Annotated in this window: 19 protein-coding genes and 1 pseudogene; 11 read left to right on the forward strand and 9 right to left on the reverse strand. The window is 70.7% G+C overall.

Translation table 11 applies throughout. The features are described 5' to 3' along the window. Nucleotides 1-124 precede the first annotated feature (124 nt). Nucleotides 125-1,360: an adenosylhomocysteinase gene (locus tag KIS93_RS39455; protein WP_080047249.1), complete on the forward strand. Its 1,236-nt coding sequence runs from the start codon at nt 125-127 to the stop codon at nt 1,358-1,360. Here KIS93_RS39455 and KIS93_RS39460 read toward each other — a convergent pair. Then, nucleotides 1,355-1,999 (reverse strand): DUF305 domain-containing protein, encoded by a 645-nt coding sequence (locus KIS93_RS39460; protein ID WP_080042868.1) that lies wholly within the window; start codon nt 1,997-1,999, stop codon nt 1,355-1,357. The two genes, KIS93_RS39455 and KIS93_RS39460, sit on opposite strands and share 6 nt — an antisense overlap. 214 nt (nt 2,000-2,213) lie before the next feature. On the opposite strand from KIS93_RS39460, the gene KIS93_RS39465 reads away from it, so the two are divergent. Next, nucleotides 2,214-3,566, forward strand: coding sequence for an LVIVD repeat-containing protein (locus KIS93_RS39465; RefSeq protein WP_155129978.1), 1,353 nt, complete (start codon nt 2,214-2,216; stop codon nt 3,564-3,566). A gap of 162 nt (nt 3,567-3,728) precedes the next feature. After that, a pseudogene (locus tag KIS93_RS39470) lies at nt 3,729-5,053 on the forward strand (LVIVD repeat-containing protein). Between the two features lie 9 nt (nt 5,054-5,062). Here KIS93_RS39470 and KIS93_RS39475 read toward each other — a convergent pair. Then, complete coding sequence (locus KIS93_RS39475; protein ID WP_080042865.1) at nt 5,063-6,046, reverse strand: RDD family protein; 984 nt, start codon at nt 6,044-6,046, stop codon at nt 5,063-5,065. 51 nt (nt 6,047-6,097) lie between these two features. On the opposite strand from KIS93_RS39475, the gene KIS93_RS39480 reads away from it, so the two are divergent. Continuing rightward, nucleotides 6,098-7,090 (forward strand): stage II sporulation protein M, encoded by a 993-nt coding sequence (locus tag KIS93_RS39480; RefSeq protein ID WP_080042864.1) that lies wholly within the window; start codon nt 6,098-6,100, stop codon nt 7,088-7,090. A 472-nt stretch (nt 7,091-7,562) separates the two neighbouring features. Here the strand turns inward: KIS93_RS39480 and KIS93_RS39485 are convergent, their stop codons facing one another. The 5 genes from KIS93_RS39485 to KIS93_RS39505 all read right to left on the reverse strand — a co-directional run bounded on the left by KIS93_RS39485 (nt 7,563) and on the right by KIS93_RS39505 (nt 12,815). Continuing rightward, nucleotides 7,563-8,933, reverse strand: a complete 1,371-nt coding sequence (locus KIS93_RS39485; protein WP_080042863.1) for a DUF58 domain-containing protein — start codon at nt 8,931-8,933, stop codon at nt 7,563-7,565. Between the two features lie 61 nt (nt 8,934-8,994). Continuing rightward, the gene (locus KIS93_RS39490) at nt 8,995-9,966 is read right to left on the reverse strand and encodes an AAA family ATPase (RefSeq protein WP_080042862.1); all 972 of its coding nucleotides are present in this window, start codon (nt 9,964-9,966) and stop codon (nt 8,995-8,997) included. Between the two features lie 13 nt (nt 9,967-9,979). Continuing rightward, entirely contained in the window at nt 9,980-11,158 is a 1,179-nt protein-coding gene (locus KIS93_RS39495) for a DUF4350 domain-containing protein (protein WP_080042861.1), read from the reverse strand. Continuing rightward, a complete protein-coding gene (locus KIS93_RS39500; protein WP_080047248.1) occupies nt 11,155-11,787 on the reverse strand; it encodes a DUF4129 domain-containing protein in 633 nt (210 codons plus the stop codon). Before KIS93_RS39500 ends, KIS93_RS39495 begins: the two co-directional genes overlap by 4 nt. Then, a complete protein-coding gene (locus KIS93_RS39505; RefSeq protein ID WP_230465578.1) occupies nt 11,784-12,815 on the reverse strand; it encodes a DUF7847 domain-containing protein in 1,032 nt (343 codons plus the stop codon). Before KIS93_RS39505 ends, KIS93_RS39500 begins: the two co-directional genes overlap by 4 nt. Before the next feature lie 512 nt (nt 12,816-13,327). Here KIS93_RS39505 and mtrA point away from each other — a divergent pair. The 6 genes from mtrA (at nt 13,328) to KIS93_RS39535 (ending at nt 20,525) form a co-directional block, all read left to right on the forward strand. Further along, nucleotides 13,328-14,005 (forward strand): MtrAB system response regulator MtrA, encoded by a 678-nt coding sequence (gene mtrA / locus KIS93_RS39510; RefSeq protein WP_186404658.1) that lies wholly within the window; start codon nt 13,328-13,330, stop codon nt 14,003-14,005. Nucleotides 14,006-14,023: 18 nt separating this feature from the next. Continuing rightward, a complete protein-coding gene (gene mtrB, locus KIS93_RS39515) occupies nt 14,024-15,772 on the forward strand; it encodes an MtrAB system histidine kinase MtrB (protein ID WP_080042859.1) in 1,749 nt (582 codons plus the stop codon). After that, on the forward strand, nt 15,759-17,537 hold the full coding sequence (locus KIS93_RS39520) for an LpqB family beta-propeller domain-containing protein (protein WP_080042858.1): 1,779 nt from the start codon (nt 15,759-15,761) through the stop codon (nt 17,535-17,537). The genes mtrB and KIS93_RS39520 overlap by 14 nt, the downstream gene beginning before the upstream one ends. A gap of 112 nt (nt 17,538-17,649) precedes the next feature. Beyond that, nucleotides 17,650-18,330: a ComF family protein gene (locus tag KIS93_RS39525; protein WP_155128538.1), complete on the forward strand. Its 681-nt coding sequence runs from the start codon at nt 17,650-17,652 to the stop codon at nt 18,328-18,330. 626 nt (nt 18,331-18,956) lie between these two features. Further along, complete coding sequence (gene hpf, locus KIS93_RS39530; RefSeq protein ID WP_080042855.1) at nt 18,957-19,625, forward strand: ribosome hibernation-promoting factor, HPF/YfiA family; 669 nt, start codon at nt 18,957-18,959, stop codon at nt 19,623-19,625. Nucleotides 19,626-19,826: 201 nt separating this feature from the next. Beyond that, nucleotides 19,827-20,525, forward strand: a complete 699-nt coding sequence (locus tag KIS93_RS39535) for a response regulator (RefSeq protein WP_043620599.1) — start codon at nt 19,827-19,829, stop codon at nt 20,523-20,525. A gap of 621 nt (nt 20,526-21,146) precedes the next feature. On the opposite strand, the gene KIS93_RS39540 is transcribed toward KIS93_RS39535, so the two are convergent. Both KIS93_RS39540 and KIS93_RS39545 read right to left on the reverse strand, forming a co-directional pair. Continuing rightward, nucleotides 21,147-22,334, reverse strand: a complete 1,188-nt coding sequence (locus tag KIS93_RS39540; protein ID WP_080042854.1) for a winged helix-turn-helix domain-containing protein — start codon at nt 22,332-22,334, stop codon at nt 21,147-21,149. Nucleotides 22,335-23,409: 1,075 nt separating this feature from the next. Continuing rightward, entirely contained in the window at nt 23,410-23,670 is a 261-nt protein-coding gene (locus KIS93_RS39545; protein WP_080042853.1) for an HGxxPAAW family protein, read from the reverse strand. Nucleotides 23,671-23,894: 224 nt separating this feature from the next. On the opposite strand from KIS93_RS39545, the gene secA reads away from it, so the two are divergent. Continuing rightward, complete coding sequence (gene secA, locus KIS93_RS39550) at nt 23,895-26,684, forward strand: preprotein translocase subunit SecA (RefSeq protein ID WP_080042852.1); 2,790 nt, start codon at nt 23,895-23,897, stop codon at nt 26,682-26,684. Nucleotides 26,685-26,803: the final 119 nt, after the last annotated feature.

A 26,803-nucleotide genomic window follows, 5' to 3' on the forward strand; every position in this document is an offset into this window, starting at 1 on the left:
CAGAGCCGGGGTTACCCGCACGCGCCGACGTCACCTCCGCCCGTCATGGCCGGTCGTGAAGGCTCACGGGCCGGGCGCCGTGACGAGCGTGCCCCTGGCCGTCTTCTTCGGTTTAAGGTTGGCCATGGACCTCAGTGAAAGCGGTGAGCGGCAGATCTCCTGGGCCGCCCGCTCGATGCCGGTGCTCACGGCGATCGGTGAGCGGTTCGCGGTGGAGCGGCCGCTCGACGGGCTGAGGATCGCGGCCTGCCTGCACGTCACCGCGGAGACGGCGGTGCTGCTGGGGGCGTTGAAGGCGGGCGGGGCGGAGATCGCGCTGGCCGCGTCCAATCCGCTGTCGACCCAGGACGACGTGGCGCAGGCGCTGCGCGAGTACGGGATCGCGGTGCACGCGCGGGCCGGCGTCGATCGGGCGACCTACTACCGGCACATCCACCAGGCGCTCGACCTGGGGCCGGAGCTGGTGCTCGACGACGGGTGCGACCTGGTGAACATCCTGCACACCGAGCGGACGGACCTGCTCGACGGGGTGAGCGGCGGGTGCGAGGAGACCACGACGGGGATCATCCGGCTGCGGCAGATGGCGGCGGAGAAGGCGTTGCGGTTCCCGGTGGTGGCGGTGAACGACACCCGTACGAAGCGCATGTTCGACAACCGGTACGGGACCGGGCAGTCGACGCTGGACGGCATCATGCGGGCCACGAACACGATGCTGGCCGGGCGGACCGTGGTGGTGGCGGGGTTCGGCTACTGCGGGCGGGGGGTGGCCGAGCGGGCGAAGGGGTTCGGGGCGCGGGTGATCGTGACCGAGATCGACGCGGTGAAGGCCCTCGACGCGACCCTGCAGGGCTACGAGGTGCGGCCGATGGCGCAGGCGGCGCTGCTGGGCGACCTGTTCATCACGGTGACCGGCAACCGCGACGTGATCAGGGCGGAGCACCTGTCGGTGATGCGCGACGGGGCGATCCTGGCCAACGCGGGGCACTTCGACGTGGAGATCGACGTGCGGGCGCTGGACGAGCTGGCCCACGAGGTGCACCGGGGCGTGCGGCCCAACACCGACGAGTACGTCATGCCCGACGGGCGGCGGCTCCTGCTGCTCGCGGAGGGGCGGCTGGTCAACCTCACCGCGGCGGAGGGGCATCCGGCGGCCGTCATGGACATGTCGTTCTCGGCGCAGGCGCTCGCGGTGGCGTGGCTGGCCGGCGAGCGGGCCGGGCTGGCGCCGGGCGTCTACGACGTGCCCGAGGAGATCGACCACGAGGTGGCCAGGCTCAAGCTCGCCGCCGCCGGCATCGGCATCGACCTGCTCACGGCCGAGCAGGAGGACTACCTGCACTCCTGGCGCTCCGGCTCATGACGTGGACTGCGTGGATTGCATGGCCTGCATGCGGCGGATCTCGGCGGCCTGCTCCACGCTGACGTCGGTGGCCAGCTCCTCGATCCTGATGTGGGCCCCGCCCGTCAGCACCTGCTTCGACATCTCGATCGCGCCCAGATGGTGGTTGATCATGAGCTGCAGGAACATCCGGTCGAACTCCTTGCCCTTGGCGGCCTTCAACGCCTCCAGCTGCTCGGGCGTGGCCATGCCGGGCATGCCGTCGTGCCGGGCGTGATGGGCGGGCACCGTCTGCTCCTGCTCCCGCAGCCAGGTGGTCATGAACTGGATCTCGGGGCCCTGAACGTCCTGGATGCGGTCGGCCAGGCTCTGGAGCTGGGGGGATTCGGCGCGGTTGGGGGCGAGCAGCGCCATGTCGACGGCCTGCCGGTGGTGGACGATCATGTTCTGAACGTAGGTGACGTCCGCGGCGTTGGCGGTGGCGGAGGGCACGGCGGTGGCGGCCTCCGCGGGGGAGAGGGTTCTGGCCTGCTCGCCCGGGCGGCCCGGCGCGATGACGGGCGCCGACGAGCCGGCCTGGGGGGTCTGCGGGGCCGGGTCGGGGCTGCAGCCTGAGAGGGCGACGGCCAGGGCCACGACGACGACGGGCGCAGCGCGCACTCAGCCTCCTGACTGAACCGGGTACGGCATGCGCACTCTAGGTGAAATCCGTTGTAAACGAAAGGGGTCGAATCGCAACAAAAATTGACATGTTGGACGCTGGCCGACGAAGCCGAGAAGGGTGAGGATTGCGTAGATTTATGCCCCCTTTATAGGAGGTTGCGTGTTAGGCCCCCGCAGAGCCCTCACCCTGGTGGCGGCGTTCGCCGTGCTGATGGGCGTCACCGCGCCCGTACAGGCGGCGGACATCCCGGCTCCCGGCGAGATCGTCATGAGTCCCAACATCAGGCACGTCACCAACGTGCCGAAACCCGAGGCTCTGACCGACATCAACACCGACATGGCGTTCCAGGGTGACTACGCCTACGTCGGCAACTACTACGGCTTCTCCATCTACGACATCCGGAACCCGAAGAAGACCTCGCTGGTCAGCTCCGTCGTCTGCCCCGGCGGGCAGATGGACGTGTCGGTCTACGGCGACCTGCTGATCGGCTCCGTCGACTCCTCCCGCAACGACGACTCGTGCAACAGCACCGGGCAGAGCGCCACGATCAAGGAGTCGTGGGAGGGGCTGCGCATCTTCGACATCTCCGACAAGAGCCACCCGCGCTACATCAAGTCCGTCGAGACCAACTGCGGCTCCCACACGCACACGCTGGTGCCCGACCGCCGGCGGCAGAGCGTCTACGTCTACGTCTCCTCCTACGGCCCCAGCGACACCTACCCCGACTGCAAGACCCCCCACGACCTCATCTCCATCGTCAAGGTGCCGCTGAGCGACCCCCAGGCCGCCGCAGTCGTCGCCACGCCCAACCTGTTCCCCGACGGCGGGTACCCCGGCGTGTCGCTGCCCTACCCCGACGGCAAGTCGGCCACCACGGGCTGCCACGACATCACGGCCTACCCGGAGAAGGGCATCGCGGCGGGCGCCTGCATGGGTGACGGCGTCCTGTTCGACATCCGCGACCCCGAGCGGCCCAGGATCACCGCGAGCGTGCGCGACGAGGTGAACTTCGCGTTCTGGCACTCCGCGACGTTCAACAACGACGGCAGCAAGGTGATCTTCACCGACGAGCTGGGCGGCGGCACCCGCGCGACCTGCAACGAGGCCATCGGGCCGAACCGGGGCGCCAACGCCTACTACGACATCGTCCGCGGCAAGCTCACGTTCAGGAGCTACTTCAAGATCTCCCGCTACCAGGCCGACACCGAGAACTGCGTCGCCCACAACGGCTCCCTGATCCCCGTCAAGGGCCGCGACATCATGGTGCAGGCGTGGTACCAGGGCGGCATCTCCGTGGTCGACTTCACCGACTCCGCGCACCCGCAGGAGATCGCCTACTTCGAGCGCGGCCCCGACAACACCGCCGGCCCGCTGTTCGGCGGCTTCTGGTCCGCCTACTACTACAACGGCTACATCTACGGCTCCGACTTCCACCAGGGCCTGGACGTGCTGAAGATCAACGACTGGCGTACGAACCAGGCCAACGGCGTCAAGATGCGCTCGCTGAACGCGCAGACGCAGGCGTCGTACCCCGAGCGCGGCCACGGCCGCGACGACTGGTAGATCGCCCGGCGGGGGCTCCGACCGGAGCCCCCGCTCCGCCGTTCCCGGCATCCGACCCGCACGTTCCCACCCGACGAACGTGATCAAGGAGGCTCCCGAGTGTCCCGATCCCGCCGCTCCCTCGTGCTCGCGGCGGTGGCCGCCGTCCTGGCCCTGTCAGGAATGCCCGCGCAGGCTGCCGACATCCCGCCGCCCGACACCGTGGTCACCAGCCCGAACGTGACCCACGTCCTGAACGTCCCCAAACCCGCCCCGATCGCCGCCACCATCAACACCGACCTCGCCTTCCAGGGCGACTACGCCTACGTCGGCAACTACGGTGGCTTCTCCATCTACGACATCAGCAACCCCAAGAAGGTGACGCCGGTCAGCTCCGTCGTCTGCCCCGGCGCCCAGATGGACGTGTCCGTCTACGGCGACCTGCTGTTCACCGCCGTCGACTCCTCACGCAACAACGACTCGTGCAGCAGCACCGGGCAGAGCGCGTCGATCAAGGAGTCGTGGGAGGGCGTCCGCATCTTCGACGTCTCCGACAAGACCAACCCGCGCTACATCAAGTCCGTCGAGACGAACTGCGGCTCCCACACGCTGACGCTGGTGCCCGGCAAGGGCCGCGACCGGCTCAGGAACGTCTACATCTACGTGTCGTCGTACCTGCCGGCCGACAACTTCCCCGACTGCGCGCCGCCGCACGACAAGATCTCCATCATCAAGGTGCCGCTCAGGGACCCGGCCGCCGCCGCGGTCGCCTCGACCCCGTCGTCTTCCCCGACGGCGGCAACGAGACCCAGCCCGGCCTGCTCCTGCCGACCACCGGCTGCCATGACATCACCGTCTACGCCGAGAAGGACATCGCGGCTGGCGCGTGCATGGGCGACGGCGTGCTGTTCGACATCTCCGACCGGCTCAACCCCAAGGTCACCGCCAGGACCACCGACCCGAACTTCGCGTTCTGGCACTCCGCCACCTTCAGCAACGACGCCAGGAAGGTCGTCTTCACCGACGAGCTCGGCGGCGGCGGCGCGGCCACCTGCAACGAGGCCACCGGCCCCAACCGCGGTGCGGACGCGATCTACGAGATCGTGAAGGGGCAGCTCGTGTTCAAGAGCTACTTCAAGATCTCCCGCTACCAGGCCGACAGCGAGAACTGCGTGGCGCACAACGGCTCGCTCATCCCCGTCAAGGGCCGCGACATCATGGTGCAGGCCTGGTACATGGGCGGCGTGTCCATCTGGGACTTCACCGACGGCGCCCGGCCCAGGGAGATCGGGTACTTCGACCGCGGGCCCCGCGCCGACGGCAGCGGCGGGGGCGTCTGGTCCGCCTACTACTACAACGGCTACATCTACGGGGCCGACTTCCACCACGGCCTCGACGTCCTGAAGATCAGCGACCCGCTCACGGACAGCGCCAGGTTCGTGCGTACCGACCGGCTGAACACCCAGACCCAGGAGTCGTACCGCGGCCGGGGCCACGGGCACGGCTGACCCGGGCCTTCACTGAGGCGGCGCGAACCCGCCCGGGGTCGCCTTCGGCGGCTCCGGCGCGGGCGCGGGCGGGGCCGGCGGCGCGGTGTACGGCCCCGGCTGCGCGTACGTCGGAGGCGGCGGCGGGAGCGGCACCGGCTGTCCGGCCGGCGCCGGCTGCGCATACGGCCCCTGGGCGGAGTAGGGGCCCTGGGGCGCGTACGGGCCCTGTGGGGCGTACGGGCCCTGCTGGGGTTGCCCGTTGCCCAGGCGTTGCGCGAAGCGGGCCTGCTCGCGGCGGCGCCGCTCCGCCAGCACGGCGCTCAGGTACGCGTGCGCCGGCACCCCGCCGGGGGCGGCGGGCGAGACGAAGGACGCCATCTGCGTGGCGATCCGCACCCCCATCTCGTGCTGCACCTGCGGCGTCAGGTCGTGCCAGCGCGTCAGGTACTGACGGGCGGCCTGCGCCACCTCGTCCGGCAGCTGGGACAGCTCCAGCGTGGCCGCCCAGCTCGCCAGCTGCGGCGGCATGACGATGACCTGCCCGGCGTCGCGCGGCGCCCGCTCGGAGATCACGATCGTGCCCGCGAACACGTCACCGAGCCGCTTGCCCCGCTGCGAGACCAGCGACGCGATCAACGCCGGCGCCCCCGAGAACATCCAGAACTCCACGACCCCGGCCAGCCCCCGGAACAGCGCCTGGCGGAAACGCTCGGGGCTGCCGTCGTCGCCCACCACCCGCAGCCCCAGCGCGAGCTTGCCGAGGGTGCGGCCCCTGCTGAGCGTCTCGAAGATCACCGGATAGCCGACCAGCACCAGCACGACCAGGACCACCATCACGGCCCCGAACATCGCGACATCGGTGACGGCGGCGAACGCCCCTAACAGGGCGTAGGCCGCGATCAACACGGTGAGCTGCACGGCCATGTCGATGATGATCGCCAGGGCCCGGGAGGGCATCTGGGCCACCCGCACTTCGACGACGACCGCGTCGCCGGTCACAACCTCCGACATATGTGGAGCCTAACGGCAATGTCCAGGTGATCGAGCGGCCAGAATGTTCGGGTGGACATCGATGCGTTCGTCACAGCACACCGCCCCGTGTGGGACCGGCTCGACCACCTGGTCAAGAACCGCTCCTCGCTGACCGGCACCGAGGTGGACGAGCTGGTGGAGCTCTACCAGCGGGTGGCCACGCACCTGTCCATGGTGCGCTCGTCGTCGAAGGACCCTTTGCTGGTGGGCCGGCTGTCGGCGCTGGTGGCCAGGGCCAGGTCCGCCGTCACCGGCGCGCACACGCCGGCCTGGCGCGAGGTGACCCGCTTCTTCACCGTGTCGTTCCCCGTCGTGGCCTACCGGGCGCGGTGGTGGTGGCTGGCCGTCACGGCGGCGTTCCTGGTGGTGTCGTGGGTGATGGGCGCCTGGGTCGCGGCCAACCCCGACGTGCAGGCCACGATCGCCAGCCCCGACGAGATCACCCAGCTCGTCAACGAGGACTTCGCCGACTACTACTCGGAGAACCCGGCCGCCTCCTTCGCCGGCCGCGTCTGGACGAACAACGCGTGGGTGGCGGCCCAGATGATCATGTATGCCGTCCTGCTCGGGCTGCCGATCCCGTACGCGCTCTACGCCAACGCCGAGAACGTCGCCGTCTCCGGCGGCCTCATGGCCTCCAGGGACAAGCTCGACATCTTCTTCGGCCTCATCCTGCCCCACGGGCTGCTGGAGCTGACCGCCATCTTCCTCGCGGCCGCCGTCGGCCTGCGCCTCGGCTGGACCGTCATCGACCCCGGGCCGCGCCGCCGCATCGAGGCGCTGGCCGAGCAGGGGCGGGCGGTGATGAGCGTGGCGATGGGGCTGGTCGTGGTGCTGTTCGTGTCGGGCCTGATCGAGGCGTTCGTCACCCCGTCGGGGCTGCCCACGTGGGCGCGCGTCGGCATCGGGGTGCTCGCCGAGGTGGTCTTCATCGCGTACGTCATCGTCTTCGGACGGCGGGCGCTGCGCGAGAACGAGACCGGCGACATCGAACGCGCCCCGGACGTCGCCCCAACCGCCTGACCCCGCCCCCTCCCGGGCGAGGTCCCACGCCCCTCGGCCGTACTCCGGTGCGGTCTTTTGGAGAAGGGGAGGGGCCGCCTCCAGCCCGCTACCTCGGTCCCCGTCCTAGGGTCCGCCGCCTCCGCTCCCGGCGCCTCCGCCCGAGGCACCTCCAGCGCTCCGCACCTCTGGCCGGCCACCCTCTCCCGGCCGCGCCCGTGGCGCCTGCGCTCGTGGCGCCTCTGGACGGCTGCCCCTCTCCCGGGCGAGGTCCCACGCCCCTCGGCCGTACTTCGGCGCGGTCCACCACCCCCTCTCCCGCCGTACTCCGGTGCGGTCCTTTAGGGGGAAGGGGGCGGCGGAGGCGGGCCGGGAGAGGGTGGCCGGCCAGAGGCGCCTCGGGCGGAGGCAGCGAGGCGGACGGGTCGGGGCGGAGGCGGCGGGCGGGGCCCTGGACGGGGACGGGGGCGGAGGCCCCGGGGCCGGGGGTGGGTCAGAGGCGGCCGGCGGCCTTCAGGGCGAGGTAGGCGTCCGCGAGCGCGGGCGCGATGTCGTCCGGGGGCGCGTCCACGACCTCGACCCCGTGCCGTCGCAGCCGGGCCGTGATGCGGCGGCGCCCGAGCTGGGCCTGTTCGGCCGCCGCCGCGTCGTACACCTCGTCGGCCGACCCGCGCCGCCCCGACATGGCGGCCACGGAGGGGTCGGAGACGCCGGCCACCAGGACGAGGTGGCGGGAGGAGAGTTGCGGCAGGACGGGCATGAGGCCCTCGTCCATGGCGGCCGGGTTGAGGTCTGTGAGGAGCACGACGAGGCAGCGGCGCTTGGCCCGCGACAGGATGGCGGCCACCATGCCTTGGGAGTCGGCCTCGACCAGCTCCGCCTCGATCGGCGCCATCACGTTGACCAGCGACGACAGCAGCTCGGTGCGGGAGGCGCCGCTCACCCAGGCGCGTACGGCGCGGTCGTGGGCGAGGAAGTCGACCTGGTCGCCGGCTCGGGCGGCCAGGGCGGCGAGCAGGAGGGCGGCGTCCATGGACCAGTCGAGGCGCGGCCAGCCGGGCGCGGGCCGGGGGTCGGGCCGCAGGAACAGGCCGCCGCCGGCTTCGGCGCCCGCCATGGGGATCGGCGCGGCGCCCACGCGTCCGGCGGAGGTGCGGCCGGTGTCGAGGACGATCAGGACGCGGCGGTCGCGTTCGGGCCGCCAGGTGCGGACGACGACGTCGTGGCGGCGCGCGGTGGCCCGCCAGTCGATGGAGCGCACGTCGTCGCCCACCACGTACTCGCGCAGGGAGTCGAACTCGGTGCCCTGGCCGCGGACGAGCGCCGGGTGCTGCCCGTCGAGCTCGCGCAGCCGGGCCAGCCGGGAGGGCAGGTGCTTGCGCGACAGGAACGGCGGCAGCACGCGCACGGTCCAGGGGGCCTGGTGGTTGCCCTGGCGGGCGGCCAGGCCGAGCGGGCCGCGCGAGCGTACGGTGATCGCCACGGAGGAGCGGTCGCCGCGCCTGGTCGGCGTGAGCGTGACGATGATCTTGCGGCGCTCGCCGGCGGGCACGTCCAGCTCGGCGACCCGGGGGTGCACGCCGGCCGAGGGCGGCCAGGCGTCCCTGAGCAGGCCGCGGACGCGCCGGCGGCCCGGGTTCTCGACCACGAGCTCGATCGTGGCCTGCTGGCCGAGCCGTACCAGCGTGTCGCCGGAGCGGTGGAAGCGCAGCGGCTGCACGGCGCCCGCGAACACCAGGTCCACCACGATCGCGGCGGCCAGCAGCAGGCAGACCCCGGCCAGCGCGGCGCCGGGCTGGGGCGCGAACAGCACCACCACGATCCCGACGGCCGCGACCAGCCCGGCCCGTCCGGTCAGAGCCATCCCCGCACCCCGCTTCCCGAGAAGCCTCCCGCGCCCACCGCCAGACCTTCCAGGACGGACATCAGCGGGGGACCGGGACCGAGGCCAGGATGCCGTCGAGCAGGCCGTCGGCGGTCGCCCCCTCCAGCTCGGCCTCGGGCCGGAGCTGCACGCGGTGCCGCAGCGCGGGCCGGGCCAGCGCCTTCACGTCGTCGGGCGTGACGTACGGACGCCCGGACAGCCATGCCCACGCCCGCGAGGCCGCCAGCAGCGCCGTGGCGCCCCGCGGCGACACGCCGAGCTGCAGCGACGGGGAGCTCCGGGTGGCGCGGGCGACGTCCACGATGTAGCCGAGCACTTCGGGCGCCACGTGCACCTTCGCGGCCGCCTCCCGGCCCGCCGCGAGGTCCTCCGCCGAGGCGACGGCCTTGATCTCGGACAGGTCGCGCGGGTCGAAGCCGCGCGCGTGCCGGTCGAGCACGGAGATCTCCTGCTCGCGCGGCGGCAGCGGCACGGTCAGCTTGAGCAGGAACCGGTCGAGCTGGGCTTCGGGGAGCTGGTAGGTGCCTTCGTACTCGACGGGGTTCTGGGTGGCGCACACGACGAACGGGTCGGGCAGCTCGCGGGCCGCGCCCTCGACGCTGACCTGCCGCTCCTCCATGGCCTCCAGCAGCGCCGCCTGCGTCTTGGGGGGCGTGCGGTTGATCTCGTCGGCGAGCAGCAGGTTCGTGAAGACGGGGCCCTCGCGGAACTCGAACTCCGCGGTCTTCGCGTCGTAGATCAGCGACCCGGTGACGTCGCCCGGCATCAGGTCGGGGGTGAACTGCACCCGCTTGAAGTCGAGCGACAGCGCCGAGGCCAGCGTGCGGACCATCAGGGTCTTGGCCACGCCCGGCACGCCTTCGAGCAGCACGTGCCCCCGGCACAGCAGCGCGATGACCAGCCCGGTCACGACGGCGTCCTGCCCGACGACGGCCTTGGCCACCTCGGCGCGCAGCGCGCCCAGCGCCTCCCGCGCGGAGTCGCCGTTGCCCACGGGGCCGCCGGTCGGCACCCGGTATGTCTCATCAGAGTTCACTGATCTGCCTCTCCATGAAGTCCAGATATCCGGCCAGCCCGACGAGCCCCGCGTCGTCCGCCGGTGGCGGGCCGTAGAGCGCGGCGCCGACCTGCTGCGCGTCCTGTCCGGTACGGGCGGCGAGCGCCGCGACGATCTCGTGGCGGCCCGCGCCGGACGCCAGCCCCAGCCTGGGGGTGAGCCGGTCGATCGTGCCGGCGCGCAGCGCGTCGGCCGCGCGTTCCCTGGCGCGCCTGGCCCGGTAGAGCCGGCCGCGCCCTTCGACGGTCTCGGAGGCCCTGACGATGACCGGCAGCTTCTCGGTCACGACGGGGCCGAGCCGCCGGCCGCGCCAGAACGCGGTGACGATCACGGCGATGATCGCCATGTAGACGGCCCAGCGGATGTTGCCGGGCATCAGGTCGTACATCGACTTTCCGCGCTCGCCCGGCAGGTCGAGCGGGGGCGGCGTGGCGGGGCGGACGAGCCAGGTGACGGGCTTGCCGGTGCCGATGAGGTTGAGGGCGAGCGCGGCGTTGCCGTCCTCGGCCAGGCGCTGGTTCGTCATGAAGCCGCCGTCGCCGACGACGGTGATGACGCCGCTCGCGTACGGGAAGCTGACCAGCGTGTGCCCGTCGCCGGCCGGGTAGCAGGCGGTGGCGCCCGACGGGCCGCGCAGCGAGAGGCCGCCCAGGTAGGCGCTGCCGGCGGCGGTGGCGGCGGGCAGCGCGCACTCGGGCTCGCGCGAGCGCGTCCTGGCTTGTTCGGGCTCGGTGCGGACGCCGGGGGCGAGCGCCTCCAGGCCCAGGACGCCGCCGACGATCACGCGGTCGCCGGGGATCCTGGCCAGGGCGAGCTCGTCGACGTAGGTGGTGTCGGTGACCAGCAGCAGCCGGTTGCCCGTGGCGGCCTTGGCGGCGGCGGCCTCGACGGAGTCGACCCGGTCGACGGTGACGCCGCGGTCGCGCAGCAGCTCGGCCAGCGCTTTGGAGCCGGACAGCGAGGTGTCGTCGGGGTCGAGGTAGCGGGCGGGTGCCGGCGCGGGGCCGAGCAGCACGCCCAGGACGGCGATGAGCACGACGAGCCCGCCCAGGAGCACGATCATCCGGCTGGAGCGCCAGGCGGAGCGGGCGGTGGGGGAGGTCGGGTAGGACTGCCCGGGCGGCGACTGGGGGGCGGCGACGCTCATGCGCGGCCCTCGCCCGCCGCGGTCGCGAGCGGCACCGGGCGGGCCTGGCGCAGGCGCTCGTCGAGGCCGGTCATCGTCTCGTACGCCTCCCGCGTCCCTTCCACACCGCCGTAGGTCACGTCGTCGAACGAGCGGGCGGCGGCCGCGAGTTCCTGGGCGAACGCGGGCAGCGCTCCGGCCGCCTCGGCGGCGAGCTCGTCGGCGGTGCGTCCGGGCATGCCGTCCACCAGCGCGCGTTCCTCAAGGTCGCGGGCGATGGCGCGGAGCCGCTCCTGGACGGCCTGGGTCCAGCGGCCCTCCTGGGCCAGCCGCTCGGCCGCCTGCCGGTGCTCGGCCGCGCTGAGCGCCCGCGCGCCGAACAGCCCGCCGGGCGCCGCCGCGTTCCTGCGGGCCGTCTTGCGCAGCCGCCACACGATCAGCGCGATGATCCCGACGAGGATCAGCGTGATTACGATGGCCGCGATGACGCCGCCCGCCGAGCCGCCGCCGGTGGCCACGTCGATGAGGTCGCCGAGGAACTGCTCGATGTACCGGTAGATCCGGTCGAACAGCGCTTCCTTCGCGTACTCGGGTTTGAGGAGCTCTTCCGCTGCCTTGCGCGCGGCCTCCTCACGGTCGATCGGGCTCACGACCTGGCGGAGTTCGACGGGTGCCACAGCTCGTCGGCGGAGGCGTGCACCCAGCCCTGGCGCTGCTGCTCGATGGCCGCCGTCTGCAGCACGAGGTCGAACGCCTCGCTGCGCATGCGGCGGTCGGCGTACAGGAGGCCGGAGACGCCCGCCTCGAACGGGTAGGTGAACATCGACCCGAGCGTGCCGCCGATCGCGATCAGCACGGCCGAGACGATGGGCGTGGCCGCGCCCGCCCCGAACATCCCGAACATCGTGCCCGCCAGCGTGAACGGCAGCGTCAGCAGGCCCGCGACGAGGCCGACGAGGACGGAGGTGAGCAGCAGGATGCCGAACACCCGCCAGAAGTCGCCGCTCACCAGGTGCCACGAGCGGCGCATCGCGTCGACCGGGCCGCGCCCCTCGAGGACCACGGCCGGCGAGGCGAACGCGAAGCGCGTCCTGAAGAACAGGTAGTAGGCGAGGTAGACGACGATGAACACCAGCGTCAGCCCGAGCAGCCAGAGGCCGGACTCGGGGCCGGAGGCGTTCATGGCGATCGCCACCAGGAGCAGCACGAAGACGACCAGCGGCACGATCATGATGGCGGCCATCATGCCCACCACCCCGAACAGCGCGGGGACCCGCCCCTTGACGAGCTGCCACGCCTCGCCGGCGCTGATGTTGCCGCCGAAGACGGCCCGGCCGAGTATGCGGGTCAGCACGCCGGTCAGCAGCGTGACGACGACGAACGAGATCGCGGAGGAGATGATCGTGGGGGCGTACTGGCCGAGGATGCCGGAGACGCTGTAGAGCTCGCTCTCGGCGGCGGCGATGGTCTCGGGGTCGTCGAGCGGGCTGGGCAGGGCGTCGAGGAGGAACGCCTGCCCGATGGCCACCGGCACGGAGGCGAGCAGGGCGGCCACGGCCGACAGGCCGAGCACGGCCTTCGGGTTGCTGCGGATCAGCTTGATCGTGCCGTCGAGAATGTCGCCGAGGCCCAGCGGGCGCAGCGGGATGATGCCGGGGCGCAGCGCGGGCGGCGGCATATGGCCATATCCGGGCTGTTGCTGTTGATAGGGCGGATATGGTGTTTGTGGCCCGGGTCCGTAAGGCGCCTGCTGGGGCTGGGGCGGCGGGGGTGGTTGCTGCCCGTACGGCTGGCCGTAAGGCACCTGCTGTTGCGCGCCGGGCGCGGTCCACGGGGAGGCCGGCGGGGCGCTGTAGGGCGGGGGCTGCTCGGCCGACCAGCCTGATGGCGTCTCGGGCGTGGGACCGTGACCGTCTGACATATCCCAATCCTGGCACGGTGGGCGGGGCATTGGTGTCACAGAGAGGATTCGCCGCATCATCTTGCCCGCATTCACGGAGGAATCCGGGCAAGGTTCGCGTCCGGGGATGGCCGAAAGTCGCTCCGTTACCGCAGACTGAGATTGCGGTCGCGGGGGCGGACCTAAAATTCGCCTTTTGCAGGGCTCAGGTCACACTCATGGGGCAACCAAGGGTAACCTTCAGCGATCGTGCGGGTATGTCCCACAATGCGTAGAACGAATGAGGGGCCATGAAAGGTCGCGTGCTGGTCGTCGACGACGACGCCGCTCTCGCCGAGATGCTGGGGATCGTGCTGCGAGGGGAAGGCTTCGAGCCGTCATTTGTCTCCGACGGCGACAAGGCCCTCGACGCGTTCCGGGATACACGCCCGGACCTGGTGCTGCTCGACCTGATGCTGCCGGGGGCCGACGGCATCGACGTCGCGCGCAGGATCAGGGCGGAGTCGGGGGGTCCCATCGTCATGCTCACCGCCAAGAGCGACACGATCGACGTCGTGCTCGGTCTGGAGTCGGGCGCCGACGACTACATCGTCAAGCCGTTCAAGCCGAAGGAGCTGGTGGCCAGGGTGCGGGCGCGGCTGCGCCGTACCGACGAGCCCACCCCCGAGATCCTGCAGATCGGTGACATCACCATCGACGTGGCCGGCCACTCGGTCAAGCGCGGCGAGGAGACGATCAACCTCACGCCGCTCGAGTTCGACCTGCTGGTGGCGCTGGCCCGCAAGCCGCGCCAGGTGTTCACCCGCGAAGTCCTGCTGGAGCAGGTGTGGGGCTACCGGCACGCGGCCGACACCCGGCTGGTCAACGTGCACGTGCAGCGGCTCCGCGCCAAGATCGAGAAGGACCCCGAGCACCCCGAGATCGTCGTGACCGTGCGCGGCGTGGGCTACAAAGCCGGTCCCGCCTAACCCTCGCCCCACCCGGCCGTGCCCCCGACGAAGAAGAAGAGAACCCGCAGACGGACGCTCCGCCAGATTCTCGGCGGCGTCCGCCGGCGGCTTCGCCGTGCCGCCGGCCGCACTCGCAGCGTCTGGCGGCGCTCGCTCCAGCTCCAGGTGGTCACCAGCACGCTGGTGATCTCCGTGATCGTCGTCGTGGTGCTCGGCACGTTCCTGTTCCAGCAGATCAACAAGTCGGTCGTGGAGAGCAGCCAGCGCTCGGCCGCCAGCGAGGCGTTCGCCGACCGGCTGCAGATCGCCGACGCGCTGGCCCCCGAGACCGACGACCCCGCCAAGCAGGCCGACGGCGGCAAGCAGGGCTCGGGCAACGCGCTCGACGAGGTCATGGACACCGTCACCGGCTCCGGCGAGAACGGCTCCGAGAAGCGCTACGAGGTGCTGGTGCTCAACCGCACCACCCCCGGCCAGTCGCGGGCCTCGGGCAGCGTCGTGGCCGACAACGTGCCGCAGTCGCTGCGGCTGACGCTCAAACGCAACATCGACGCGTACAAGTTCGACGACGTCAGCGGCACCATCCAGGCGATCAGGTTCCGTGGCGAGAGCCAGCCCAGGCTGACGTACGTGGTCGGCGGCATCGTGCACCTGACCACCAACGGCCGCACGTACGAGGTGTACCACTTCTTCCCCTTCGACGACGAAGAGGAGCTGCTGTCCAACGTCCGGCTGGCCATCGTCGTCGTCGGCCTCGGGCTCGTGCTGCTGCTGGCCGCGATCGCGTACCTGGTCGCCCGGCAGGTCGTCACCCCCGTCCGGCTGGCCCGCCAGGCCGCCGAGCGCCTCGCCTCCGGCAAGCTCGACGAGCGGCTCAAGGTACGCGGCGAGGACGACCTCGCCCGGCTGGCGAACTCGTTCAACGAGATGGCCGCCAACCTCGCACTCAAGATCCACCAGCTTGAGGAGCTCTCCCAGGTGCAGCGGCAGTTCGTCTCCGACGTCTCCCACGAGCTGCGCACGCCGCTCACCACCGTCCGCATGGCCGCCGACCTGCTGTACGACGCCCGCGAGGACTTCGAGCCGATGGCCGCCCGATCGGCCGAGCTCATGCAGGCCCAGCTCGAACGGTTCGAGTCGATGCTGGCCGACCTGCTGGAGATCAGCCGCTACGACGCCGGCGCCGCCACGCTCGACCTGGAGCCCGTCGACATCCGCGACGTCGTGCTGCGCGCCATCGGCGACTCCGAGGCGCTGGCCGAGCGGCACTCCACCCGCTTCGAGCTGCGCCTGCCCAACGAGCCGTGCATGGCCGAGATCGACAACCGGCGGGTCGAGCGGATCCTGCGCAACCTGCTGTTCAACGCCATCGAGCACGGGGAGGGCCGCGACATCGTGGTCACCGTCGGCGCCGACCGCGACGCCGTGGCCGTCGCCGTCCGCGACCACGGCATCGGGCTCAAGCCCGGCGAGGACACCATGGTCTTCGACCGCTTCTGGCGGGCCGACCCGTCCCGGGCGCGCACCATCGGCGGCACCGGCCTCGGCCTGGCCATCTCCCGCGAGGACGCCGCCCTGCACGGCGGCTGGCTCCAGGCGTGGGGGCAGCCCGGCGAAGGCTCCCAGTTCAGGCTCACGCTGCCGCGCAACGCCGGCGTCGACCTGAAGGGCTCGCCGCTGTCGCTGGTGCCGCCCGAGATCGAGATGCGCCGCACCTGGCGGACCGCCATGACGCCCGTGCTGCTGCCCGCCTCCGCCGACGGGGCCGACCATGACGAGGACTAGCCGGCTGCTCGGGATGGGCCCGACCACGACGAGGACCAGACGTAGGAGGCGGCTCGGCGTCGTGCTCGCCGTCGTGGCCGCGACGGTCCTGGCCGGCTCCGGGTGCAGCGTCATCCAGGTGACCGGGCCGTACACCGTCAACGACAACCAGGGCGGCGGCGACCCGCTCAACAAGCCGTTCCAGCGCATGATCGCCATCGCGCCGCAGCCCGGCTGGGGCCCCGAGGACACCATCAGGGGGCTCCAGGCCGCCATGGCCGCCTACGCCGACGACCCGTCCGTCCTGGCCGGATACCTGACGCCCGAGGCGCGCGCCAAGTGGACGGCCGCCGGGCCGGTCACGGTGATCCAGGACGCGTACGAGGTCGCGGTGCCGCCGCCGCGGGAGTCCGAGACGACCGTGAAGGTCTCGCTCAAGGGGCACTACGTGGCCCTCATCAACGAGGACGACTCGTACAAGCCGACGGCCGGGCCGTGGGAGCGCCCCTTCGAGCTGGTCAAGATGCCCGAGGGCTACCGCGTCAGCAACCTGCCCCAGGGGCTGCTGCTCACCGAGTCCGACGTCGCGCGCGCGTACCGGCCGACGAACCTCTACTACGTCAACCGCAGCACCCAGGACCGGCTCGTCGTCGACCGCGTCCGCCTGCGGCTCAAGACCACCGAGACGTTCGCGCAGACCGTGCTCGAACGCCTGCTCCAGCCGCCGACCGAGGCCCTGCGCGGCGCGGTCACCTCCAGCTTCCCCGCCGGCACCAAGATCGAGTCGATCAGGTCCGGCGAGGACCGCGTGATCATCAACCTCTCGGGGCCGCTCAGCAGCCTCGACCTGACCGCCACCACGACCCTCACCGGCCAGATCAGGAACAGCCTCAGCACGAACGAGATCGCCAAGGGCCGCACCATCGAGATCGTCGTGGACGGCGAGACGTACACCACCGATCTGCCCGACTCCGACGACCGGTGGCTCGACGACGACGTCGGCGACAGCGCCTACTACGTCAGCAAGGGCGCCGTCCACTACCTGACCAAGGAGGGCCGGGGCGGCGCCGTCGCGGGCGCGGCCGGCGAGCAACGCGACGGCTACGACCACTTCGCCGTCTCCGCCGGCCCCAACCCGCTCATCGCCGCCCGCACCTCCACCGGCATCTCCGTCGCCGGGATCGCTCCCGAAGGGGTCTGGCAGGAGGTCATCAGGGGCGACGACCTCACGCCGCCCACCTGGAACCGCGACGGGTCCCTATGGACCTACGACGGCAAGAACGGCGTCCTGCTGAAGTACGACCCGAGCAGGAACCGCGTGGAGCCCGTCGAAGTCCCGGAAGAGCTGGACAAACTAGACGTCAACCAGTTCCGGATCGCCAGGGACGGCGTGCGCGTGGCCGTCACCACCGGCGAGGAGACCGTCCAGATCGGCGCCCTCACCGGCGAGGGCGCCGGCACCAAGCTCGGCAACCTCCAGTTCCTCACCACCACCGACACCGGCAACGAGATCCGCGACATCGCATGGCGCGACGACGAGCACCTGCTCGTCCTGGTGGAGGGCACCGCCGGGCAGACGCTCAACGAGATCAACGTGGGCGACGGGGAGACCACCGGGGTGCCGCTGAAGGACCGGCTGCAGTCGGTGGCGGCGTTCAAGGACCAGGTGCTGGCCGAGGTGGCCACGGACAACGGGAACAAGTTGATGGTCCTCAACCAGGACCAGCAGACGTGGACCGCCAAGATCGACAGCGACGCGGGCACCCCCTTGTTCCCGTTGGGGTGACCCGTCACGCCGCTCGTTCGTTCGTTCGTTCTTTTGTGCGTGCGTTCTTTCGTGCGTGCTTGCTTAGAGTCAGCGGGGCGAAACTGTCGGTGGCGACCGGCATGCTGGGCGCGTGCTGAACGCCGTACTGGACCTGCTCCTTCCCTCCGCCTGCGCGGGCTGTGGCGCCGCGGGCGCGTCGTGCTGCCCGAGGTGCTTCGGCGCCCTCACCGCCGCGCCCGCCGAGCGCGGCCCGGTGCCGCGGCCGCCCGGGCTGCCCGCGTGCTGGGCGGCGGCGCCGTACGAGGGGGCGGTGCGCCGGATGATCGTGGCGTACAAGGAGCGTGGCGCGGTGGCCCTGGCCGGGGTGCTGGCCGAGGCGGTGACGCGCACGCTGCTGGTGGCGCTGGGCCAGGCGGGAGAGTGGGCGGGCGGCCGGTTCGCCGTCGTGCCGGTGCCGAGCGCGCGGGCGAGCGTGCGGGGCAGAGGCCATGATCCCGTCGGGAGGCTGGCGGTGCTGGTGGCGGGGCGGCTGCGGGCGCTCGGGTGGGGCGCCGAGGCGTGGGCGGGGCTGGGGCAGGTCCGGAGGGTGGCCGACCAGGCGGGCCTGAGTCGCTCTGAGAGAGCCGTCAACCTCGGAGGGTCACTCCAGGTCCTGCCCCTCGCAAAAGGCCCGCCAGCGCCGCTTGCGCTGCTCCTGGACGACATCGTGACGACCGGCGCCACCCTCAGCGAGGCCGCCCGAGCCCTCCGAGCTGCGGGGATCGCCGTGCCGCTGGCCGTGACCGTGGGCGCGACACGCCGAAGATCTTGAATTCTCATGGTCACGTTCGGTAAAGAAAGATCCAAATCGGGAGCCTAACCCGGAGGTCACATGTCACTTCCCCTAGACCGGCACCGGGCCTGCTCAGCGGACCGGAGACCCGTAGGCATAAGGGTTGCCGATCGGTTAAACAGGGCATCGGAAGGCGCTTTCCCGACTGGTCAAGGTCACGCAGGGTGATCCACTGGCCGAGGGTCAGGCTGACATTCGTGCTGGATGCGGATAGCGTTCCTACATGGCACCCGTTCGGGTCCGTGGTTGCGCAGAGTCGGGGGTCCCGGCTCTGCTAGCCGATGCCAGCCGCAGGCAAAACGGTCCACGTAAGGCGACTCTTTGTCGACCGATCACGGTGCGGCTTAGGGGTAAGTCCTGCCTTCCCGGGGGTCCAGATGTCCCCCGTCAGGAGAGAAGGGCAGTAGTGGCAACAGAGCTGCGAAACCCTCAGCAGGCGGATGTGGGGTCGAAGACCAGGTCGGCCGGGCGGGTGCCTTCCGAGTTCCCGGTGACGCAGCGTCGGAAGAGGGTAACGGTGACGGGAAGGCAGACAGAAGACCCCGTCCGACGTGCACGTCGTCGGGCGCTCTTGCTCAGTCGTTAGACCGAAGGGGGGCTGTTGCATGGACATCATCGTCAAGGGCCGGCACACAGGAGTCAGTGATCGGTTCCGAGACCACGTGACGACCAAGCTGGCCAGGATCGAACGTCTGGACAACAAACTCATCCGAGTCGATGTGGAGGTGTCTAAGGAGCGTAATCCGCGCCTCGCCGATCAGCGCGAGCGCGTCGAGCTCACCATTCACTCCCGAGGGCCGGCCATCCGCGCCGAGGCCTCGGCCGACGACCGATTCGCAGCCCTCGATCTAGCCCTCGACAAGCTGGAAGGCCGCCTCAGGCGACTGGCCGACCGGCGCAAGGTCCACCACGGCAACCACTGCCCGCCCTCGGTGGCGGAGATCACCGCGACGCTTCCCGCCGCCACCGATCTGGCGCCCCGTACCCAGCCCGACGTCCCCAAGCAGGCCGAACCCGACGAAGACGAGCTGCAGCAGAAGAGCGACCAGCTCTACGACGACATCGTCCCGATCGAGATGGACGGCGACGGCCCGCTCATCGTCCGCGAGAAGTTCCACAGAGCCGAGCCGATGACCATCGACCAGGCCCTGCTCGAAATGGAGCTGGTCGGACACGACTTCTACCTGTTCCGTGACAAGGAGAGCGGCCAGCCGTGCGTCGTCTACAACAGACGCGGCTACAACTACGGCGTGTTGCGGCTCGTAGAGCCCTGATCGCGCGCTAAAAGATCTTCTCGACCACCCGAGAACCGCGGGTACGTGCCATCATGGCGGTGCAACGGCTCTGGCCCCCCGACGAGGAGGAGACGTGAGCGAGCTCAGTCAGGTAGGGATGAGCGAGCGAAGCGAGGCAATGGCAGGCGCGAAGCCGATCGTCATGAGGCTGGTCGTCACGAGGTCCGTCAAGGAGGCTTCGTGACCGAGTCTGGCGAGGCCCGCGCTCAGGCGAGCGAGCCGATCCGCGTGCTGATCGTCGACGATCACGAGCTGATCCGGCGGAGCCTGGCGTTGGCGCTGGCTGCCGAGCCCGACATCGAGGTGGTCGGTGAGGCGAGCGACGGGCAGGAGGCGGTCGAACTGGCCGATCGCCTCATGCCTGACGTCGCCCTCATGGACGTACGCATGCCCCGGCAGGACGGGATCGAGGCGACGAAGGGCATCAAGGCCTCCGTCCCGAGCACCCGCATCATCATGCTGACGGTCAGCGACGAAGAAGAGGACCTCTTCGAGGCCATCAAGGCAGGAGCCACCGGCTACCTGCTCAAGGACGTCCAGATCAACGACGTCCCCGCCGCGGTGCGCGGCGTGCACGAAGGCCAGTCGTTAATCAACCCGGCGATGGCGGCCAAGCTCATCAGCGAGTTCGCCAACATGAGCCGCAAGGAGGCCGAACGCCCGCCCCAGCTTCCCGTCCCCCGGCTGACCGACCGGGAGATGGAGGTGCTGCGGCTCGTCGCCAAGGGCATGAACAACCGGGAGATCGCCAAACAGCTCTTCATCTCCGAGAACACCGTGAAGAACCACGTCCGCAACATCCTCGACAAGCTACAGCTGCACTCGCGGATGGAGGCCGTGGTTTACGCGGTGCGGGAGCGCATGCTCGAGATCACCTGATCCGCCACGCGCTCCCGCGCCCCCTCAAAGCGGACCCCAGCGTCGTGGATGCGCGCCTTTGAGGTGGTCGCAGGCGCGCTCGATCATGGTGGTGCGCGCACGTCATCCCCCTGCCCAGGCGCCTGTGTCTACTCCAGGCGTGTCTGCGCATCACCCCGGCTGCCTGTTTGCGTGTACGACACGGGACACGGCCCTGCGCCAGGTGTGGCGAGCCCCCGCCCAGACTCCTGCGCCTTCTCCAAGGCTTACCGGCGCCCTACTGCCGCGCAAGTCTCCGGCTCGGCCGTGCGAGTGTCGAGCTTAGGCCGCCGCCTTCCGAACCCGCTGCCTCGCGAGTAAGGCGTCTTGCGAGCCCGCTGCCTTCGAGCATGTCGCGCAGCACGCACCGTACCTCGTGCGCAAGGACCGCCCCGTACCCGTGCCCGGGCCGCCCACAACCGACGGCGTGCGGCCCTCGCCAAGCGCGTGCGTGCGACCCCGGCCAGGTGTGCGCCCGGCCCGAGCCGGCGCGTGTGAGGCTCGGGCCGGGCACGAGCACGTGAGGTGACTCGGCCACGTGAGGTGGCTCGGCCACGTGAAGTGGCTCGGTCGCGTGACGTGACTCGGCCACTCTGAGGGGGCTCAGGTGCCGTTCAGGATGGGGAGCAGCTCCGGGGGGTCGGTGCGTTCGACGCGGACGGTGTCGCAGCCCACCCACTCGGCCGCCGACCACAGAGCCTCGCTCAGGGCGTCGGCCCACTTGGCGGGGGACAGGCCGGGCTCCAGGTGGACCTGCCTGGCCACCAGCGTGGAGCCCTCGCGGGCCGGGTCCACGCGGCCGATCAGGCGCCCGCCCGCCAGCACCGGCATCGTGAAGTAGCCGTGCACCCGCTTGTGCTTGGGGACGTAGAGCTCGAGCGTGTAGGTGAAGCCGAACACGCGCTTCGTGCGCTCCCGGTGCCAGATCAGGGAGTCGAACGGTGACACGAGCGTGGTGCGGTGGCGGCCGCGCGGCTCGGACTCCAGACCGGCGGGGTCGGCCCAGGCGTTGCCCTGGCCCTTCTTGCCCGGCCAGCCGGCGACGGTCACGGGCACCAGGCCCGCCGCGCCGCTGAGCAGGACCTCGTCGAGGATCGCGGCGTGCCGGCCTCTGAGGCGGAGGAAGTCGAGCAGGTCGGTGCGGTTGGCCACGCCCAGGGAGCGCCCGGCGATGGCGGCCAGACGGACGATGCACTCCTCGTCGGACAGGTCCTCGGCCAGGAGGTCGGCGGGGACCACCCGCTCGGCCAGGTCGTAGACGCGGCGCCAGCCGACGCGGCGGCTGCACACCAGCTCACCGATGTCGAGCAGCCACTCCAGGCCGATCTTGGAGTCGGACCAGTCCCACCACGGGCCGCCGTTCTTGGCGCCGCCCACGTCGGACGTCGTCAGCGGGCCCGACTCCCGGACCTGGTCGAGCAGCTTCTCCACGTTGTCGGGCACCTCGTGCCAGCGGAACTTCCGCTCCCGGTAAGCCCGGCGGCGGAACGAGTAGAGCGGCCAGTGCTCGATGGGCAGGATGCAGGCGGCGTGACACCAGTACTCGAAGCTCTGGGCCGGGTCGTGCCAGTAGGCGCGCTCGACCTTCGACCGGCCCACCGCGCCCAGCCGGGCGTAGGCGACCAGCTCGTGCGAGCGGGCCAGGACCGAGATCGTGTCGAGCTGCACGGCGCCCAGCCTGCGGAGCATGGCATGCACTCCGCCCTTACGCGCGTCGGCGCCGATGAGACCCTGGGCACGCAGGATGATCCGGCGGGCTTCATCGGCGGACAACTCGGTCACACCGATCATGCCCGCGCCTCCATATGGCGATGCATGCGAGCAATCTAGCGACGAGCACCGACAAATTCGCCCCCACCCACCCCCGCCCCCCTCACACCCGGGGGTGGTTGGGCGGTGCCGGGCCATGCGAGGTGCGGCTGGAAGGGCGAGAGCGTGAGGCACGGGCCCGAGGCATGAGGTCGCGAACGGTGCCGGAGAGAGGTGCCATCGCGCGAATGGGGGCGACCGGCACCAGAGCACGAAGGGGCGGGGCACGAACGAGCAGCGTCCGGGCGCGGGGAAGGGGGCCCGGGCGTGAATGGCGAAGCACGCGGTGGCGAGGCGCGCGGTGGCGAGGCGCGCGGTGGCGAGGCGCGCGGTGGCGAGGCGCGGTGGCGCGGCGCGAAGGGCCTGGTGCGAGGTGCGAAGGGTGCGGAGCCGCGGTGCGCATCCCGCGAGGTGCACGAACGGGGCGAGGGCGCGAAGGATTTGAGGCGAAGGGCGGCGAGTCGCGAAGAGGCGGCGCGTGGCGCGATGCGGGGATGCGGGCGGTGAGAGCGCGAGGCGCGGGCCGAGGCGGAGGGGCGCGAAGGGAGACCCGGAGCGAGGTGCACGCGCGCCGGGTGCCAGTGACCTGGGCGAGGACGCGCGCGAAGGATGCGAGGCGGAGGGCGGCGAGTCGAGTCGCGAAGAGCGCGGCGTGAGGGACGGGTGGGAGCTGCGAGAGCGCGCGCAGGATGCGACCAGGTGCAGGCGTGGCGAGGCGCGCGGTGGCGAGGTGCGCGGTGGCGCGGCGCGAAGGGCCTGGCGCGAGGCGCGAAGGGTGCGGAGCCGCGGTGCGCATCCCGTGAGGTGCACGAACGGGGCGAGGGCGCGTGCGGATGCGAGGCGAAGGGCGGCGAGGCGCGAAGAGGGCGGCGCGGCGGCGTGAGGCACGGGTGGGAGCTGCGAGAGCGCGTGCAGGATGCGGCGAGGCACGAAGGGTGCGGAGCCGCGGAGCGCGTCCCGCGAGGTGCGCGAACCGGGCGTGGCGCGAGGCGCGAGGGGGTGGGCATGGAAACGGCGGGCGGCCCGGGAGAGGGGCGCCCGCCGTAAGAAGCGTGTGCTAGCGGTGATCCTCGGCGCGCATGCCCACCCGCGGTGCGTCGATCACGACGTCGGTGAAGATGTCGAAGACGAGGGCGAGGATGCCGCCGACGACGAACAGACCGGCGCCGATCCAGACGAGTGTCCAGTTGGCGGCCGTCAGGCCGAAGCCGGCCACGACGGTGCCCACGAGCATCACCGTCACCGCGAGCCAGGAGGACGCGCGCCCGCCGTGGCTGCCGAGATTCTCCGTATGCTCCGACTTCTTCCCCTCAACCATGACAAATCCTTCCTTTGCCGGATATCCCGCTATTGGTGCGAGCCGGCTCTCCACCGGCATACCCTCTGCCTTGTCCCCATTCTCCCAGACGGGTTCTGCGCCCTCGTCGTCACGGTGGCTGTGTCTGGTTGCGGAACCGCCTACGATGGCTAACGGGGAAGTTTGTCTCGGCCTCTCCTCCTGGCGGCGCCGCCGGGGTAGACCTGCGAGGAGCTTTACATAAAGTGGCAGCCATTCTCGACAAGATCCTACGTGCCGGCGAAGGCAAGATCCTGCGCAAGCTCAAGCGGATCGCAGACCAGGTCAACTCCATCGAGGACGACTTCACGAGCCTGTCCGACGCGGAGTTGCGTGCGCTGACGGACGAGTTCAAGCAGCGCCATGCCGATGGCGAAAGCCTTGACGATCTGCTTCCCGAAGCGTTCGCGACCGTGCGCGAGGCGGCCCGCCGCGTGCTCGGCCAGCGGCCCTACGACGTGCAGATCATGGGCGGCGCGAACCTTCACATGGGCAACATCTCCGAGATGAAGACCGGTGAGGGCAAGACGCTGACCTGTACGCTGCCGTCCTACCTCAACGCGATCGCCGGCAAGGGCGTGCACGTCGTCACGGTCAACGACTACCTGGCCAAGCGCGACGCCGAGACCATGGGCCGCGTGCACCGCTTCCTCGGCCTCGAGGTCGGCTGCATCGTCTCCGGCCAGGCGCCCGACGAGCGCCGCAAGCAGTACGAAGCCGACATCACGTACGGCACGAACAACGAGTTCGGCTTCGACTACCTGCGCGACAACATGGCGTGGTCGCTCGACGAGTGCGTGCAGCGCGGGCACTTCTACGCGATCGTCGACGAGGTCGACTCGATCCTCATCGACGAGGCCCGGACGCCGCTGATCATCTCCGGCCCCGGCGAGCAGTCGGGCAAGTGGTACACCGAGTTCGCCAAGATCGTCCCCCGTCTGCGCAGGGGCGTCGAGGCGAAGAACCCGGGCGAGGAGAGCACCGGCGACTACATCGTCGACGAGAAGAAGCGCACGGTCGGCATCCTGGAGTCGGGCGTCGAGAAGGTCGAGGACTGGCTCGGCATCGACAACCTCTACAAGCCGGAGCACACCCACCTCGTCGGCTTCCTGAACAACGCGCTCAAGGCCAAGGAGCTGTTCAAGAAGGACAAGGACTACATCGTCGCCGACGGCGAGGTCCTGATCGTCGACGAGTTCACCGGCCGCATCCTGCACGGCCGCCGCTACAACGAGGGCATGCACCAGGCCATCGAGGCCAAAGAGGGCGTGAAGATCAAGGACGAGAACCAGACTCTCGCCACGGTCACGCTGCAAAACTACTTCCGTCTCTACAGCAAGCTGGCCGGCATGACCGGCACGGCGGCCACCGAGGCGAACGAGTTCCACCAGACGTACAAGCTGGGCGTCGTCCCGATCCCGACGAACCGCCCAATGATCCGCAAGGACCAGCCGGACGTCGTCTACAAGACCGAGGACGCCAAGTTCGACGCGGTCGTCGAGGACATCAAGGAGCGCTACGAGCGCGGCCAGCCGGTGCTGGTCGGCACCACGTCGGTGGAGAAGTCGGAGCGGCTGTCCAAGGCGCTCAAGCGGCGCGGCGTCCCGCACGAGGTGCTGAACGCGAAGAACCACGCGCGTGAGGCGTCGATCATCGCCGAGGCGGGCCGCAAGGGCGCCGTCACCGTCGCCACCAACATGGCCGGTCGCGGCACCGACATCATGCTCGGCGGCAACTCCGAGTTCCGCGCCGACCTCGAGCTGCGCCAGCGCGGCCTCGACCCGGTCGAGACGCCGGAGGAGTACGAGAAGGCCTACCCCGAGGCGCTGGAGAAGGCCAGGGCGGCGGTCAAGGCCGAGCACGACGAGGTCACCGAGCTGGGCGGCCTCTACGTCCTCGGCACCGAGCGGCACGAGTCGCGCCGCATCGACAACCAGCTTCGCGGTCGTTCCGGCCGTCAGGGCGACCCCGGCGAGTCGCGCTTCTACCTGTCGCTCGGCGACGACCTGATGCGCCTGTTCAACTCGGCCAGGGTCGAGATGATCATGACCAGGCTGCAGATCCCCGACGACCAGCCGATCGAGTCCGGCATCGTCTCCAAGGCCATCGCCTCGGCCCAGCACCAGGTCGAGCAGCAGAACTTCGAGATCCGCAAGGAAGTTCTGAAGTACGACGAGGTGATGGACCGCCAGCGCAAGGTCATCTACGCCGAGCGCCACCGCGTCCTGGAGGGCGCCGACCTGCACGAGCAGGTGCGCGGCTTCATCGGCGAGGTCATCGACGGCTACGTCGCGGGCGCCACGGCCGAGGGCTTCGCCGAGGAGTGGGACCTCGACAAGCTGTGGAAGGCGTTCGGCGAGCTCTACCCGGTCTCCGTCCGGATCGACGACCTCATCGAGGAGGCCGGCAGCCGCGAGGAGCTGACCGCCGAGCTCATCAGCGAGAAGATCAAGGCCGACGCGCTGGCCGCCTACGACCGGCGCGAGGAGGAGTTCGGCGCGGAGACCATGCGCGACCTGGAGCGCCGCGTGATCCTCTCCGTCCTCGACCGCAAGTGGCGCGAGCACCTCTACGAGATGGACTACCTGCGCGAAGGCATCGGCATGCGGGCCTACGCGCAGAAGGACCCCAAGATCGAGTACGCCCGCGAGGGCTTCGAGATGTTCGCCGCGATGCTCGAAGGCATCAAGGAGGACTCCGTCGGCTTCCTGTTCAACCTCGAGGTCGAGGTGCAGGAGAACCCGATCGTCGAGGAGGAGGACGCCGTCCTCGCCGAGACCCGCTCGATCATCGCCCGCGGTCTGCGCGGGCCCGAGCGGCCGGCCGAGCTGGAGTACTCCGCGCCCGGCGAGCAGGGCGAGGTCGAGCACGTCCGCGTCCGCACGACGCAGGCCGAGCGGGCGGCCTACGGCAACGTGGAGCGCAACGCGCCGTGCCCGTGCGGGTCGGGCAAGAAGTACAAGCGCTGCCACGGCGACCCGAAGAACGCCGCCTGACTTAGCAGCCAGGCCGGGTCTACGCGCCCGTGTCCACTCGAGGGCATCGAGTGGACACGGGCGCTGCTCGTTACCGAGGTCGCCGGCGGTTCGAGGGTGCTGCCGCACGGCGGCATCGA

Source organism: [Actinomadura] parvosata subsp. kistnae (assembly GCF_900323885.1).
Taxonomy (GTDB): Bacteria; Actinomycetota; Actinomycetes; order Streptosporangiales; family Streptosporangiaceae; genus Nonomuraea; species Nonomuraea composti.